Source organism: Candidatus Frankia nodulisporulans, from assembly GCF_902806475.1.
In the GTDB taxonomy this organism is placed as follows: Bacteria; Actinomycetota; Actinomycetes; order Frankiales; family Frankiaceae; genus Frankia; species Frankia umida.
The window spans coordinates 1-15066 of sequence record NZ_CADCWS010000024.1 but is presented as its reverse complement, the minus strand read 5'-3'; the positions used below and the strand labels follow the sequence as shown (position 1 = coordinate 15066).

Annotated in this window: 15 protein-coding genes; 9 read left to right on the top strand and 6 right to left on the bottom strand. The window is 71.0% G+C overall.

All coding sequences use genetic code 11. From position 1 onward, the window contains the following. The first annotated feature begins 42 nt into the window (after positions 1-42). From G6R24_RS04625 to G6R24_RS04615, 3 genes are all read left to right on the top strand, one after another. Positions 43-1449, top strand: coding sequence for an ABC transporter substrate-binding protein (locus G6R24_RS04625; protein WP_225438117.1), 1407 nt, complete (start codon positions 43-45; stop codon positions 1447-1449). A gap of 66 nt (positions 1450-1515) precedes the next feature. Further along, a complete protein-coding gene (locus tag G6R24_RS04620) occupies positions 1516-2505 on the top strand; it encodes a malate dehydrogenase (protein ID WP_163547923.1) in 990 nt (329 codons plus the stop codon). Between the two features lie 162 nt (positions 2506-2667). After that, entirely contained in the window at positions 2668-3858 is a 1191-nt protein-coding gene (locus G6R24_RS04615) for an effector-associated domain EAD1-containing protein (RefSeq protein WP_163547922.1), read from the top strand. A gap of 14 nt (positions 3859-3872) precedes the next feature. Here the strand turns inward: G6R24_RS04615 and G6R24_RS04610 are convergent, their stop codons facing one another. After that, a complete protein-coding gene (locus G6R24_RS04610; protein WP_225438116.1) occupies positions 3873-4823 on the bottom strand; it encodes a hypothetical protein in 951 nt (316 codons plus the stop codon). A 439-nt stretch (positions 4824-5262) separates the two neighbouring features. After that, positions 5263-5427, bottom strand: a complete 165-nt coding sequence (locus tag G6R24_RS04605; RefSeq protein ID WP_163547920.1) for a hypothetical protein — start codon at positions 5425-5427, stop codon at positions 5263-5265. 319 nt (positions 5428-5746) lie between these two features. Here G6R24_RS04605 and G6R24_RS21885 point away from each other — a divergent pair, with 319 nt between their 5' ends. Then, a complete protein-coding gene (locus G6R24_RS21885) occupies positions 5747-6172 on the top strand; it encodes a hypothetical protein (protein ID WP_225438115.1) in 426 nt (141 codons plus the stop codon). 40 nt (positions 6173-6212) lie between these two features. Here G6R24_RS21885 and G6R24_RS04600 read toward each other — a convergent pair whose 3' ends face one another. Then, positions 6213-7046, bottom strand: coding sequence for an aminotransferase class IV (locus G6R24_RS04600; RefSeq protein ID WP_163547919.1), 834 nt, complete (start codon positions 7044-7046; stop codon positions 6213-6215). Between the two features lie 171 nt (positions 7047-7217). Here G6R24_RS04600 and G6R24_RS04595 point away from each other — a divergent pair, with 171 nt between their 5' ends. Next, positions 7218-7682: an SCP2 sterol-binding domain-containing protein gene (locus G6R24_RS04595; RefSeq protein ID WP_163547918.1), complete on the top strand. Its 465-nt coding sequence runs from the start codon at positions 7218-7220 to the stop codon at positions 7680-7682. Positions 7683-7905: 223 nt separating this feature from the next. On the opposite strand, the gene G6R24_RS04590 is transcribed toward G6R24_RS04595, so the two are convergent. Beyond that, positions 7906-8808, bottom strand: coding sequence for a TerB family tellurite resistance protein (locus G6R24_RS04590; protein WP_163547917.1), 903 nt, complete (start codon positions 8806-8808; stop codon positions 7906-7908). Positions 8809-9146: 338 nt separating this feature from the next. Between G6R24_RS04590 and G6R24_RS04585 the strand changes: the two genes are divergently transcribed. The 3 genes from G6R24_RS04585 (at position 9147) to ypfJ (ending at position 11308) form a co-directional block, all read left to right on the top strand. Next, entirely contained in the window at positions 9147-9767 is a 621-nt protein-coding gene (locus G6R24_RS04585; protein WP_338084407.1) for a protease, read from the top strand. 105 nt (positions 9768-9872) lie between these two features. Beyond that, on the top strand, positions 9873-10292 hold the full coding sequence (locus G6R24_RS04580) for an ester cyclase (protein ID WP_163547915.1): 420 nt from the start codon (positions 9873-9875) through the stop codon (positions 10290-10292). Between the two features lie 134 nt (positions 10293-10426). Next, a complete protein-coding gene (ypfJ, locus tag G6R24_RS04575) occupies positions 10427-11308 on the top strand; it encodes a KPN_02809 family neutral zinc metallopeptidase (RefSeq protein WP_163547914.1) in 882 nt (293 codons plus the stop codon). A gap of 298 nt (positions 11309-11606) precedes the next feature. On the opposite strand, the gene G6R24_RS04570 is transcribed toward ypfJ, so the two are convergent. After that, entirely contained in the window at positions 11607-12164 is a 558-nt protein-coding gene (locus tag G6R24_RS04570) for an NADPH-dependent FMN reductase (protein ID WP_225438114.1), read from the bottom strand. A gap of 387 nt (positions 12165-12551) precedes the next feature. Between G6R24_RS04570 and G6R24_RS04565 the strand changes: the two genes are divergently transcribed. Beyond that, a complete protein-coding gene (locus G6R24_RS04565; protein WP_163547912.1) occupies positions 12552-13721 on the top strand; it encodes a phosphotransferase enzyme family protein in 1170 nt (389 codons plus the stop codon). Between the two features lie 141 nt (positions 13722-13862). Here the strand turns inward: G6R24_RS04565 and G6R24_RS04560 are convergent, their stop codons facing one another. After that, complete coding sequence (locus tag G6R24_RS04560) at positions 13863-14726, bottom strand: biosynthetic peptidoglycan transglycosylase (protein ID WP_163547911.1); 864 nt, start codon at positions 14724-14726, stop codon at positions 13863-13865. Positions 14727-15066: the final 340 nt, after the last annotated feature.

Genomic DNA, 15066 nt, shown 5'->3' with positions numbered 1-15066 from the left:
AATACATGGCAGCGCACCTGATCGGATGCATAGCGTCGGCCCGTGCCCGACATCACGGTTCGCCGCGCCGGAGTCATCCGCTCCGCGGTGCGTCGGCGGCGCCGGCCCGCCGGGCGCGGCGGTCGGTGGGCTCGCGCGGCGCTGGCCTGCCTGAGCGCGGTGTCCGGGCTGGTGGCGTGCACGTCCACCAGTTCGGCGGTGACCCCGACGGCGGCCTGCGCGGGTCCGGGCATCAGCCGTGAGGCGATACGCCTCGGCCTGATCTACCCGGACACCGGCATCACGGCCTCCCTGTTCTCGACCTTTCGTGATGGTGTCGACGCGCGCTTGGGCGTCGCGAACGCGGCCGGCGGGGTGAACGGCCGCCGGATCACCTACACCTGGCGCGACGACGCGTCGAGCCCGGCCGGTAACCAGGCCGCCGCCCACAGCCTGGTCGACAACGACGCGGTGTTCGGCCTGATCGAGTCGTCCCTGTCCGCCGGGGCCTCGGTCGACCTTCTGCACCGCGCGGGCATCCCGGTCACCGGAACCTCCCTGGACCCGGACTGGGCCGGCCACGACAACATGTTCAGCTACTCGAACCTGGTGGCCCGTGGCTCCTCGGTCACCACCTGGGGGCGGTTCGTCGCCGACCAGGGCGGTCACCGGGCGGTCCTCATCCAGTCGGCCTTCTCCCAGACGTCCATGGTGCTCGCCGACGAGATGGAACGCAGCCTGCGCGCGGCCGGCATCCCGGTCGTGGACCGCGTCGACGCGACCAGCCTGATCGCCGTGGCGGCGCTCGGGGAGAAGGTGCGGGCCAGCGGCGCCGACGTCATGATCGGCACGGTGACCGGCGCGGCGTTCGCGAGCCTGCTGCGCGCCACCCGCGGCAAACCCTCGAAGCTGCGGGTCATCCTGTCGCCGACGAACTACGACCAGGGTCTGCTCGAGCGCTACCGCGATGCCCTGCCCGACGTCTACACGTTCACCGACTACCAGCCGTTCGAGCTGAACCTGCCCGCCCACCGACGCTTCCTGGCGGGGATGCACGCCTACGCGCCGCAGGTCAACCCGCCCACCCAGCAGGCAGCTCTGGCCGGATGGATCTCGGCCGACATGTTCCTGCGTGGACTGGTCGCGGCCGGCCCCTGCCCGAGCCGCGCGCTGTTCCTGCGCGGCCTGCGGGCGCTGCGCGGCTACACCGCGGACGGCCTGCTGCCCGCCGCCGTCGACTTCGCCACCAGCACCGCCCAGGTGAGTCAGTGCTACACGTTCCTGCGGGTCAACCATGCTGCCACCGGCTTCGACGTGCTGCCTCCGGCGCCCCTCTGTGGGCAGACGATAGCGCGTTCGGGCGTGCGGTGTGAGCCGCTAGGTGGCGCTTGGCCACCCGCGTGCGCAGCGCTCGGACTAGCATCACTGGCGGCGCGACGGAAACAGCAGCGCAGCTCGGTGGTCCGGTGACGATCGCCTGTCGGTCCGGTCCGGCCCGCCGTCCGACCTCCGGATGACCTGTACCAGGAGATGCCAGTGAGTTCAACGCCCGTCAACGTCACCGTCACCGGCGCCGCCGGTCAGATCGGCTACGCGCTGCTCTTTCGCATCGCGTCAGGCCAGTTGCTGGGCGCGGACACGCCGGTGAAGCTCCGGTTGTTGGAGATCCCCCAGGCTGTCCGGGCCGCCGAGGGCACCGCCCTCGAGCTTGAGGACAGCGCGTTCCCGCTGCTCGCCGGCGTGGATGTCTTCGACGACGCCAAGGCGGCCTTCGAGGGCACCAACGTCGCCCTGCTGGTCGGGGCCCGCCCGCGGACCAAGGGTATGGAGCGCGGCGACCTGCTGTCCGCCAACGGCGGCATCTTCAAGCCGCAGGGCGAGGCGATCAACAGCGGTGCGGCCTCCGACATCCGGGTGCTCGTCGTCGGCAACCCGGCGAACACGAACGCTCTGATCGCCCAGACCCACGCGCCGGACGTCCCCGCCGAGCGGTTCACCGCGATGACCCGGCTCGACCACAACCGGGCGATCGCCCAGCTGGCGAAGAAGCTCGGGGTCGCGAACACCGAGATCAAGAAGATCACCATCTGGGGTAACCACTCGGCGAGCCAGTACCCGGACATCTTCCACGCCGAGGTCGGCGGCCGCAGCGGCGCCGAGGCGGTCAACGACCAGAAGTGGATCGAGGAGGAGTTCATCCCGCGGGTCGCCAAGCGCGGCGCCGAGATCATCGAGGTCCGCGGTGCCTCGTCGGCCGCGTCCGCCGCGTCCGCCGCGATCGACCACGTCCACACCTGGGTGAACGGCACCGCCAAGGGCGACTGGACGTCGGTGGCGCTGCCCTCCGACGGCTCCTACGGTGTTCCCGCGGGCCTGATCTCGTCGTTCCCGGTCACCGCCTCCGGCGGCTCCTTCCAGATCGTGCAGGGCCTCGAGCTCGACGCGTTCTCCCGGGCGAAGATCGACGCCTCGGTGCAGGAACTCACCGAGGAGCGGGAAGCCGTGCGCGCGCTCGGTCTGATCTGACCGACCCGCACTGATCCCCACTGAACCAGCAGCACCACCACCAGGACCCCGAGGGCCCCGCGTCGCGGCTCTCGGGGTCCTGGTGTTCTGGCCGCGTTTCGAACCCCGAGGCCACGGAATAGACTGAGTTCTGGCAGGTCACACACCGGTTCGGGGGAACTCGTGACGCAGCGGCTGACCGAGGCGGAGATCAAGGCGCTGGCCACCGTCTTCGACACCCGGCGCCTGGCCGTCCAGGTGCTGGAGGACGCCGGCCTGCGTCGCGATCAGACCCCGGTCTTCGACGGCTCGTCCCACCAGTTCTGGACCGAGATCGCCCACCTGCTGCACAACGGCATCCTGGAGAACGGTCGGGTCTGCCTGCTCGCGGCCGCCGCGAAGAAGTTCCCCGACCTGTCCGTCTTCCAGCCCCCATCGGCCTTCCAGCCCACATCGGCCATGGTCGTCGGGGCGGAGAAGGGGTCGGCCACGGTCGGGTCGGACTCCGCCCGCGGCGGCGCGCCCGGGGCGTCGCGGCACGCCAACCTCTTCCGCGTGGATGCCAGCGGCTACAGCAAGCGTGACCTGCAAGGCCAGTTGGACGTGCGGGCCGGCGTGCGGGGGATCGTCGACACCGCCCTCGACCGGGCCGGCGTCGCCGACGCCGTGCTGCTGCACGAGAACGGCGGCGACGGGTGTCTGTGCGCGCTCGACGCCAACGTCTCCAGGGACCTTTTGGCCAGCGATTTCGTGCGTGAACTGCGCATCGCGCAACGCCAGTTCAACCGGGTACGCGCACCGTCGGACCAGGTGCGGTTGCGACTGTCGCTGCACCACGGTCAGATCGTCGTCGACGGTGGGGGAGCCGCGGGCGATGCGGTGGTGGTCGTCGACCGTCTCGTGAACGCGATGGCCGTCCGCGCCATCCTGGACAGCTACCCGGCAGCCGATCTTGTGTTGGCGCTGTCGCCGGACTTCTACCGGGACACGGTCGCCGAAGGGCTGCGCGACCTCGATCCCGCCGATTTCGCGTTGTTCCCGGCGGTGGTCGACGCCAAGTACGTCGGCGAGGCCTGGGTGACCTTGCCCGGCCACCGGGCCAATCCCCCGATGATCACGCAGCCACCGCACCCCGCCGCCCAGCCCCGGCCCGCACCTCAGCCCCAGGCCCGGGTCGTACCCCAGCCGCAGGCCGTACCTGAGCCCCCTGCCGTATCTGAGCCTCAGGTCGTCGCCCAGCCCCAGGCTGTCGTGCCGGCGTCGTCCCAGCCGCAGATGCCAGCGCCGACGCGGTCGGCCGCCGGTCGGGCGCTGCCTGCGGACGCACCGGTCGAGGACGAGCCGCCGCCGTACCCGGGCCGGACGATGTCCTGAGCCGGGTGGGGCCGTCACCGCGGGTTTCCTTCGCTGGCCGCGGTAGTGAGCAGACGACACAGCCCCTGGCCGTAGCTTTCGCTCCCCTCCAGACGACTCCATTCGCGTAGCGCCGCCGTCATCGCGTGCACCTCGCCGGCTGGGGCCTCGCCGGCCCTTACCCGTTCGATCAGGCTGTGCACGCGCGCGGTCCAGGCCAGCGCTTCGTCGCCGGCGGCCTTGGCCCGGCGGCTGGCCTCGTCGATGCGGGCCCGGCGCAACATCGGACGGCCGGTCGCTGTGGAGGCCTCGGCGAGGCGGATCAGCCCGGCGGCCCGTCCGGCGTTGGAGCCGAGGTCGCCGTAGCCGTTCAGCGCCTGTCGCCACAGCTGTTCGGCGAGATCCGGATCGGCCCGCCGCTGGGTGGGCAGCAGGCTGCCGTCCCAGCGACGGCCCAGCGTCTGCGCTCCTCCGTTGGGATAGCCGGCCCAGTCACCGCGGACCAGGGCGATGTGCGCGCGGGTCGTCTCATCGGCCTGCCCGGCGACCTCGAGGGAGTCGAGGGCCTGGTTCGCCTGGGCGGCACGGCCCATGTGGAACAGCAGATCGGCCCGCAGCACCACCCCGTAGGCGTGGGCCTGGCGCACGGGAAGGTCCGCCAGCCGGGCGACGAAGAGGTCCGCGATGACCAGCGCGTCCACCGCCTGCACCCACGCCTGGCCCGCACCCGGCCCGGGGAGATCACGGCGGGGGGTGGCATTCACCCGTGCGGTAGGCGGCGCGTTGCGCCCGCCGGGGCCGGTCCGCGGCACCGGACTCGGCTGGGAGTCCCGGCTGGACGCCGCCGAGGCCTGTGTGGGTATGTCGACGCCCGAGTCGCCAGGACGGCCCCCCACGGACGGCTCCGTGCCGGCCGCGGCCGGTGGCACCAGACCCGGCTCCGCGGCGCGGGCCTGTCCGGCCATGCCCGCGCGGGCGCGCGTCAACAGGCGCGGACCGCCTCGGGCCCGCCCGCGGGCCATCATGCGGTGCAGGCCATGCGCCGCTCCGTCCGGACGGGGCCGACTGACCGGGGCGGCCCAGCGAAACGCCAACGGCGCCGCGACCCCCCACGGTGGTATCGTCGACGCGACCAGCGCCGACAGGTCATCCGCCCCGGCTTCGGAACCTCGCGCACTGGTCGCACTGGGCGGGTACGGCGCGGCCCGGCCTCGCGTGGCGGCCGCCGACGACATCGCGACCGGGGATGAAGCACCCCGCGGCAAAGCGGGCTGGGAAGGAGCGGGTGACGGGGCCTGGGTGGCGCTCCCCGCGGCTTCCGCCGACACCACGGGGCCGGCGGAAGCCTGGCTGGCCGGGGACGGGAGAACCGGGGGCGGGCCAGCCGCGGTAGCGGACGTGAGCGCCGGGTCGGCCGAAGCCGCATCAGCCGAGGATCTCGTCGGCGGGGACACGGTCGCGAAGGACAGGGTTGTCGAGGACGGAGTTGTCGAGGACGGGGTCATCGGGGGCCGGGTCGTCGAGGATTCGGCCGTCGAGGATTCGGCCGTCGAGGAAGCGCTGGGATCGGGGGAGCCGCTCCCGCGCCATCGGTGGACCGCGTCGCCTGACTCCCGCGGGGGAGGGGGGCCGACCACAGGCGGGCTCGGGCCATCCGGATACCCGGAATCACGTCGGCGCCGAGCACGCAGATGGCCGCGGTCCGCGGGTCAAGATGATCGTTACGTTGCCGCTGGACCGCCAGCGCCGTCCACCTGGACAGCAGCGGCGTGGCCGCCGGTACGTCGCGCTGGGAGGACGGTCGCCCAGCGGGGCGGGCCGCGCCGCAATGGCGAAGGCCTGCGCCGTCGGGCGCCCAGTTGCGATCGAGCGCCAGCGCGGCGAGCCAGAGCGCCTCGTGCACGGCCACATGATCAGGGTCGGCCCGGTCGTGTTCGCTGCGCCGCAGTTCGCGGAGGGCTCCCTTGGGACGGCCAGCGGCGAGTGCGGCCGCGGCCCGCACGAACTGACGCTCGGCCGCGGGCGGGAAGGGATACCGCGCGGCGACCCGGCTGGGTTCGATGCGGTGCTGTTCCAGAAGAAGAAGGGCGATCAGAAGTCGAGCGGAGGAGAGCGGCATCGGGCGGTTCCTTCACGGGACGCGGCCATGCGGGACATGGCGGGCGTGACGGGTTCGACCCCTGGGGGCCGCGGAAAATCCCTGACGACGGCCACGACGCTACCGGGCATTCCGCCTCGTGCAAATAGGTTCCAGGTGATCTGTGGAAAAGTGGGAACAGGGGTGGATCTGCCTCTGGGAAATGGTCGTGAAAAATCGCCGAAGTGGCGAGGATAAATCAGTTGACCAGTTCGTGGTCGCCTGGTCGGCGCATTTCCTAGATTGAGTCGTGTGGGATGGCGTGGTAGCGTCGGGCCAGTTCGCCGGTAAAGTCCGATCCGGCGAAATGGTGGTCGTCGATGGCAACCACGGGAGAAAGGCCACGTGAGTTCGTCACGACCGCGGCGTCATACCGGGAAAGGTCCGCCAGTCGCACGGGTGCGCGCGTGCTGCCCGCGCCCTGTTCCAGCAGCGCCATGGTCACACCGGTCAGGCACGGCGCGTCCGGCCAGGTGACGGTCTCGCCGGCCACGAACCCGATGTTGGTTCTCGCGCCTTCCGTGATCGTCCCGTCCGACGTGGTTAGCAGGGCTTCGTCGAAGCCGCGGCGCAACGCGGCGCGGGCGTGTTCCAGCTGTCCGAAAGTGCCCACGTGTTTGATATGTGGAAAGGGTCTGGTGTAAAGCACGGACATCAGCCGACGAGGCGTCGGCGGCGCGTCGGTCGGCGGCCCGACCACGACGACGAGTACACCCGGCCCGTCCCCGCCGGGATCGGTCGCGATGACCCGCACGGTGGCGTCCACCGGTACCGCGTCCGCCCGCGGTGACGTCGGCGCGCGGGAGGCGTACGCCGCGCCGGTGACCTGAAGAAAGGACGCGAGTGCCTGGTGAATGCGGGCACGTACCAGGCCGCCGTCCAACGGCTCGCCGTAGAGCTCACGGTGAGCCGTGTCGAGGCGCCGCAGGTGGAGCATCAGGCCGCGACTCCCACCGCCGCGCACCTGCATGACGGTGAAATGCCCATGGGAGAGCAGGGCAAGCCGCCCCCAGAGCCCGGGCGAGACCGCCCGACCGTCGACCTCTACGTACGGCGGCGCGGCGGCAACCATGCCCAGACGATAGCCACCGGCACGCCACGACTTACGCCAAGGTGCCACCGGGCGATGTAAGCCACATCCGCGTTCGCTAGCGTGCACACGTGCCCGCGAAGCAGGCGGGTGCCAAAGCCGAAGCCCGGCACCCGTCAGGCGCCTCGTCTGCCGAAACGAATGGAGTGGTCAATGTCCGACCTCGCCGTTGATCCCACCGCCGACCCGGCGAAGCTCATCACGACGCTGGCCGCGATGTCGGAGCGGGAGGTCTCCGACCTGCTCTCGAGCCCGGGCGGAAACGACGTCCTGGACGAGATCTTCCGCCAGATGCAGGCGAACTTCCGCCCTGAGCTGGCCAAGGGCGAGAACGCGGTCGTGCGGTTCGGCCTCAGCGGCGGGTCGGGCGGTGCGACCCGCACGTACGAACTGCGGATCAGGGATGGCGAGTGCGCCCTCGCGCATGAACCCTCCACCACCGAGCCCGAGGGCCGGCAGTTGACGATCACGACCGACCGGGTGCGCTTCGTCCGGGTGCTGACCGGGCAGGCCAACGGCGCCAAGCTGTTCCTCACCCGCAAGATCAAGGTGGACGGCGACATGAAGTTCGGTGGCAAGGTGGTCAGCTGGTTCGGGGTTCCGACGCAGGAGAGCTGACCGGAGCCGCCTCGATCCGTCCGAGGCAGGCGCACCCGTCCCATCGCTCCCGCGGTTGCGTGTATGGAGAGTGCTGGTCTCCCGGGGGGCGCCGAGGGTGCGTCCGCTGCTCGACGGTCAGGTCCTGGATCTGCCCGCGGGAAGAGACCTGGCAGCCCAGCACCTCGCCGGCCCCGCGCGGCCGGCTGAACCGCCGGTCGCGACCGATCCGGCGTCGATCCCGTCAGAGCGCGAACTCGGCGGGGTCCAGACCGAGCACGAGGGCCGCCTCGCGCACCACGGCCCGCTCGCTGGCCACGAACTCGCCGTCCACCAGGCCGATGACCTGCCCGAAGCGAATCACCGCGGAGGCCTGCGCCGCCCGCCCCCGCACCTTGGCGATCTCGGCCAGGACCACCGCCCGGCCAGCCTCAAGATCATGCTCGAGGCGGTCCAGATGGCCCTCGAACAGCGTGATCGTCTCCTGCTCGGGGAACTGCGACAGCACCGGATCGGTCGCGGCGTACGCCCGCACGCCCTCGCGTTCGGTCGGATCGATCCGCCCGTCCGCCACCGTCACCAGCGCACATATCGCGACGGCCGCATCGCGGAAGGCCAGTGTCCGCAGCTCCTCGCTGCGGGCGAACAGCTGCGCCCGCAGCGAGGCCAGCGACGGCAGCCGCCGGGTGCCACCGATCGGGTCGAGCCCCCGCCACAGTGGCCACCCCTCGGCCAGCCAGCCGCGCACCACCTCGGCCATCGACACCGGACGCAGCCGGGTCGCCAGCAGCACATCGACATCCACCGGCACGAGCGTGTGATCCCCCCACCGTGACGGCGTCGGAATGTCGGCGGGCCAGATCCCCCCGAACAGCACACTCAGCACATGGTCATCGCCCTGCTCCGGGGCCCGGCCCGACACGCTCCCGTCATGCTCGACCGCGCCGACGAACTGACGGGACACCACCCGTGGCCCCGCGAGCCGTCCGACCAGCCGTTCCAACGCGTCATCCGCCGACTCGTCACCGTGCACGGGGCCGCCGGGCAGCACGTGCCAGGCGTCATCGGGCGGTCGAGCGAGCAACACCCGGTGATCGATCCGCAACAACAGGCGAACATCGAGTCGAAGAGCGGTCCGTAGCGGCATACAAGGGCCTCCCGGCGACACACAGCACAGTGGGTCTCTCGCTCCCCGCATCATCGCGCAGACGTGCCGACAACCACACACAGCGGTGCGTCCGGGTCATCCGCCCAGCCGGGATGTCCGACTCGTGCGGGCCCGCGCCACCCCTTCGCCGCCTCATCGCCACCGCGACGCTCGGGCCGGTACCAGCGGATGGGAGCGAGCCCTCGACCGTGGGAGTGGCACCCGAGTGGTGGAACTGTCGCAGGTGAGCCGTAGCGTCGGGATGTACTGTTCGTCCGCCTCGACGCTGCCGCCGGCCCGCGCGTGCGCAAGCACGCGGGCCCGCCCGTGGTCGAGGTGTGTGCCGCGATGAGGTGTTCGTGAACAAGTTCCTGCTCAGCGTGCACGTCCTGGCGGCGATCGTGGCCATCGGCCCGGTGGCGGTGGCGGCCAGTATGTTTCCCCCCTCGGCCCGCGCCGCCCTCGCCAACCCCGGCGACGCGCACGCCACGGCCGTCAGCCGTGTGCTGTACCGGATCTGCGGGGTCTACTCGGCGGCCGGCCTGATCGTCGTGCTGTTCGGCTTCCTCACGGCCCAGGGCCTGGGCATCCTCGGCGAGGTCTGGCTGATGGTCGCCATCGCGCTGACCGCCCTCGCCGCCGGAGTGCTCGCCTTCGCCGTCCTGCCCGCGCAGCGTGACCTGATGGACGAGATCACCGCCGCCAGCACCGGTGGACCGGTCGACGCTCAGGCGCTCGGCGCCGGGCGGATCACGGACGCGACGGTACCGGCCGAAGACGCCCCCACGTCGGAGGCGGCCGCCGTGACGAGTACGGCCGCCGTCCCGAGCGCGGGTGAGGTGGCGGGCGCCGTGGCTCGCAGCCGGCGACTCGCGATGAGCGTCGGCATCTTCAACCTGCTGTGGGTCGCCGTCACCGTGCTGATGATCATCCGCCCGGGGTCCACGACGAACGTCTGAGCCGGCGGTTTCCCCGTCGTGGCAGGCACTCGGATGCGCTGATCGCCTCAGCCGCCGCGGCGTGACGCGGCGTGGCGCGGACCAGGCGAACACGGGGAGACACCGGTGGGGCAGGCTCTGGACATCGTCCGACAGGCTCTGGACGCGTTCGACGGCGGCGACGTGCCGGGCGCGCTGGCGCTCATGCACGAGGATCTGGTGGTCGAGGCACCCGGCGGGGTGCGCGTCGAAGGCCGGGAAGCCGGCGCCGGCTACAGCGCCGCGTTCCTCGCCGCCTTCGACGACGTGGACGTCGACACGCACATTCTCGCCGAACAGGGCCAGCTCGTCGTCGAGGAGTACACCCTGACCGCCACCCACACCGGCCCCCTGCGGGAAGCCGACGGCAGCGAGCATCCGCCCAGCGGCCGGCGGATCACCCTGCGGGTCGTCGAGGTCTACCGGGTGGAGGGCGGGCTGATCGCCGAGAACCGGATCTACTACGACCAGACCCGTCTGGCCCGCCAGCTCGCCCCCACCCTCTAGCGTCGTGCACACCGACGGCGGGTCGATGTTCGGCGGCTGATCGTCCGGGACATACTCCATCCGGAACCCGGCAGACCGGACACACCGGTCGGACGGCTGCCGGGCGGACCCGGGGGATCGGTGGAGGGCAGGACATGCAGTTCGACGACGAACAGGTCGATGCGTCCGAGCTGGACGACCAGCGCGGCGGAGGTGGCGGCCTGGGGCGCGGCGTGGCCTTCGGCACCGGCGGCGCGGGCATCATCGGCGTGGTCATCTACCTGCTCGTCACGGTGCTCGGCGGCGGGTCGGGTACCTCGACGTCCGGCCCGGCCCTGTCGCAGCCCGGCGGCGGGACGTCCGGGGACGTCGCGACGCGCTGCAACACCAGCGGGGCGATCAACACCTATGACGACTGCTTCGTCCTGAAGGCGTTCAACGAGATCAACGAGGTGTGGGCGGCGCAGTTCAGCCGCTCCGGCCAGACCTACACCAAGCCGCGCCTGGTCTACTTCTCCCAGGCCGTGCGCACCGGCTGCGGAACCGCGTCATCCCAGGTGGGCCCGTTCTACTGCCCGCCGGACCGGCGCGTCTACATCGATCTCGGCTTCCTGGCCCAGCTGCAGAAGGAATTCGGCGCGCAGGGCCGCTACGCGCAGGCCTACATCGTCGCCCACGAGGTCGGCCATCACCTGCAGACCCTGACCGGCACGGAGGCCCGGGTCCGCCAGGCACAGCAGGCGAACCCGTCCCAGGAGAACGCGTTGAGCGTGCAGCTCGAACTCCAGGCCGACTGCTACGCCGGCGTGTGGAGCACACTCGCGAACACCGGCGGCAACGTCACCATCGGCGAGGCCGAACTCGGCCAGGCCCTCGGCGCCGCCCAGGCCGTCGGCGACGACCGCATCCAGGCCCGCGCCGGCGACGTCAACCCCGAGACCTGGACGCACGGCTCCGCCCAGCAACGCCGCGACAGCTTCCTCACCGGCTACCGCGGCGCCACCATGGCCTCCTGCGGCACTGTCCCCCACACCTGATCACCACCACCAGCAGCGGCCGGTCAGGCCACCGGCCGGCCGCGCGGTGGCCGGCCGGTACAGACGACATCGCGGAGCGCGCTGTTCGCGGCGAGTGCCCGAACGCCGACCTGACCGAACTCGATTCGACAGCGCCTCCCACGGATGCCGGATTTTCCCGGAAGCTCAGCTCACAAAGCGTCCTCCCCACGCCTGTGGGGGTGATCCGTCGTCTCCGGGTCGGTGGCATGCACGGTGAAGTCCTCCCCACGCCCGTGGGGGTAATCCGCCTGACGAGTGGTGCGGCTCCCCGTCCGTCTCACGGGATGCTGTCTGTCCCGGAACGGCGGGCTTGGAGATGCGCGGCGACAGCGTGCAGGGCGGCGGTCAAAGCAGCACGGATGTGAGGGTCCTCGACCAGCCCGTCGGCGCCGATGGCATCCCGGGCGATGGGGATGTCGGCGCAGGCCTCGGTGATCAGGTCGACGGTGACGTAGCGCAGCACGGTGGCCAGTTCGGCACGTGCGCCGGCGCCGCGGCCAGGTGCGGCGACGTTGATCCAGGCGGCGGGCCTGCCGTAGAGGTCACCGGTACCGACCGTCCAGTCCAGCAGGTTCTTGAGGCTGCCGGGTAGGGCCCCCGCGTACTCCGGCGTACAGAAGATCACCGCGTCGGCCGTGGCGATCGCGGCCCGTAGGTCGGCGACGGCAGGGTGGGGGGCGTCATCATCGGCATCCGGGGTGAACGCCGGCAGCGCCACCAGCCCGCTGTACAGCTCGGCTGTCACACCCGGCGGTGCCACCGCGGCGAGGGTGCGCAAAGCCGCGGTGTTCGTGGACGCGTCCCGGGTGCTTCCCGAGATCAGTAGCAGACGCATCTGGCCCATGGTCACATCCCTATCATCCACAGTGCCGGGTTGTGGCCAGGTGGGTCGCGATTACGGCGGAGCGGCATGCGGCGAGCTACCGCGGCGCACAGTCTCGAGGTGGATTCCGCGTCCGTAGATGTGAATCCCAAAGGAATCCACCCAGAGTGCTTCCGGAGAAAAGGCTGGGCGTTCCTGGTCGGGCTCATCGTGGCGTCGCTGGACGCAATGGGGCCCGGTTATCGTGCGTGGCCCTGGAATGTGGCCTGCCAGCGTCGCGGCGGTGACTCCACGGCCGTGCAGAGGAGAGGAGAGGAGAGGAGAGGAAGGGGCGGGGGAGTGGACCGGGAGCGCGGGTGGCCGGGTTCGGGGCCGAGCTGTCCGGCATGATGAACGTCCGTGACCGTCACCACGGCAGCCTCCCTGACCGGGTCTGCGTCCGACCTCAGGGAAATCCTCGCCGCCTACGATCTTGGGCCGTCGCCGCAGGCCCGGCTGCTGCACCTGTCGGAGAACGCCACGTTCGAGATCATCTCGGGGGAGGCTGACGGGCCGAGCGATGCCACGGCCCTCTCGGATGGGTGCCCGGAGCCTGGCGGTGATCGTCGATGGGTGCTGCGGCTGCATCGGCCCGAATATCATGATCGTGCTGCTGTTCACAGCGAGCTGGCCTGGATCTCCGCGCTCCGGCGCGACGGCGTCGTGCGCACGCCCGCAGTGATTCCGACTCGTTCCGGTGGCAGCGTGGTCACGTTTCTTCGTCCGCCCGCGGTGGACCCGGCTGGGCCGGCCGGTCCCGGTCGGAACAGGGAATCCGAGGCTGCCGGTGCGCGGCACGCGGTGCTGTTCGAATGGGTGGCAGGCCGATCACCGGAGACGTTGGAGCCTGCGGCCCTTGTCCGGGCGTTCGCGCAACTCGGCGGGATCGCCGCTCGTCTGCACCTGCACGCTCGGAGCTGGGAGCGTCCACCTTCCTTTTCTCGCTTCTCCTGGACCTGGGAGGCGATGCTCGGCAGGGACGGGCGGTGGGGTAGCTGGTCGACCGGCCTCGCGGCCGCGCTGACCGGCGGTGCGATGCGAGAAGAAGTCGAGCTGTTGGAAAGGGCGGCGCGGGAGACGTATCGCCGGGTGATCGGGTACGGGACCGGCGCGGCGCGGTTCGGTCTCGTTCACGCGGACATGCGGCTTGCGAACCTGCTGATTCCGGACGTCGCGTCTGGCGATGACCGTGCCGATGATGCGAACGGCGAGGTGTGTGTCATCGATTTCGATGACTGTGGGTTCGGGTGGTATCTGTGGGATCTGGCGGCCTCGCTGTCGTTCATCGAACACCTGAACGTGGCCGGCGACCTGACGGACGCCTGGCTGACGGCGTACCAGCGTCAGCTGCCACTGACGGCCGATGACATCGAGATGATTCCGACGTTCGTGATGATGCGCCGGTTGCTGTTGGTGGCGTGGCTCGGCACCCATCCACATTCCGACGCGGTGGCGAGCCGCGCCGAGTACGCCCGCGACACCTGCACCCTCGCCGATGCCTACCTACGTGGACGTCTGCTCGCCTGCTGAGAGGAACAGCCGTCGGCGGACAGCGGGTCCCTCACGGCCGGGGCGACGCGGCCGTCGGTGGGACGCGGCCGTCGGTGGGACGCGGCCGTCGGTGGGACGCGGCCGTCGGTGGGACGCGGCTGGGTCGCGGGGCGGTGCGCGTCAGCGCAGGTCGAGGGGGGCGGAGAGGACCTGGGTGGCCTGGGTGGCGGTGAGGCGTCCGGTGGCGACCAGCCGGTCGAGGACGTGGCGTTGGCGGGCGCGGGCGGCGGCGAGATGTTCGTACGGATCGTAGGCGGACGGTGCCTGGACGAGGCCGGCGAGCAGGCTTGCCTGGGTCCAGGTCAGGGTGCCCGGCGTCTGGCCGAAGTAGCCGGCGGCGGCCGCGACGATGCCGTAGTAGCCGTGGCCGAAATAGACGGTGTCCAGGTACATCCGCAGAATCTCGTCCTTGGAGTAATGCGCGTCCAGTTTCACGGCGAGGGCGGTCTGCTCGATCTGGTCGATCGTGTCGCGCCGTCCGCCGGTGTAGAGAAGTTTCACGAGTTGCTGGTCGAGGCTCGCACCGCCGCGGTCCGGGCCGCCGAACAGCGGCTGGGAGAGGCCGCGTATCGCGCCGAGGGGATCAATGCCCTGGTGGGAGTAGAAACGGCTGTCCTCGGTCGCGATCAACGCGGCGACGACTCGGCTCGGCAGCGCCCCGCTGAGCGCCCGTGCCCCGTGCTCCGCGGCCTGCGCGTCGACCCGGGTCCGCGCGTCGGCGACGGACGGCGTGACACCGAGGAGCACACCGAATCCGAGCAGCACCGCCAGCCCGCAGGCCAGTGCCGTCAGCAGCAGCCGGCGCAGCACCCGCACCCATCGTCGGCCGGGGCGTCGACCAGAGTACGAGGCGGTCTCGACCTCCGGCTCGTCCAGCTCGTCAGGTCCTGTCGTCCCCTCGGGATACCGGATGTTCTGAGGCTCGGTGTTCTGGGGCAGGACGTTCCGAGAAAGGGTGTTCTGGGGCAGGGTGTCGCGGGTCAAGCCGTACCTCCTGCCTGCGGTTCGCCGGCTGCGTCGCGCGGGCTGCGCCGTGGTCTGTTGTCAGTGTGTCCAGCGGGGATGTGAACACGCTGTGGGCTGTGGTCGCCAGCCCAGCGGTCGTGCACCGCGGCGGTGTGCCGGAATGCGGAAAATCCAGATATCCGGGTGCCTGTGGGCGCTTTGGGAAGAGTTGTGAACAAGAGTGGGAAGGTGCCCTTCGGGGCCTTCTGGCGGCGTGGAGGATGGTCATCGAAAGCGTTCGGGAGATTATCCACGGCGGCATAGGGGTAGCCTCCCTGGGCGCGCTCTGGATGGTGTCCTGCCTGCATTGAGCTGAGTG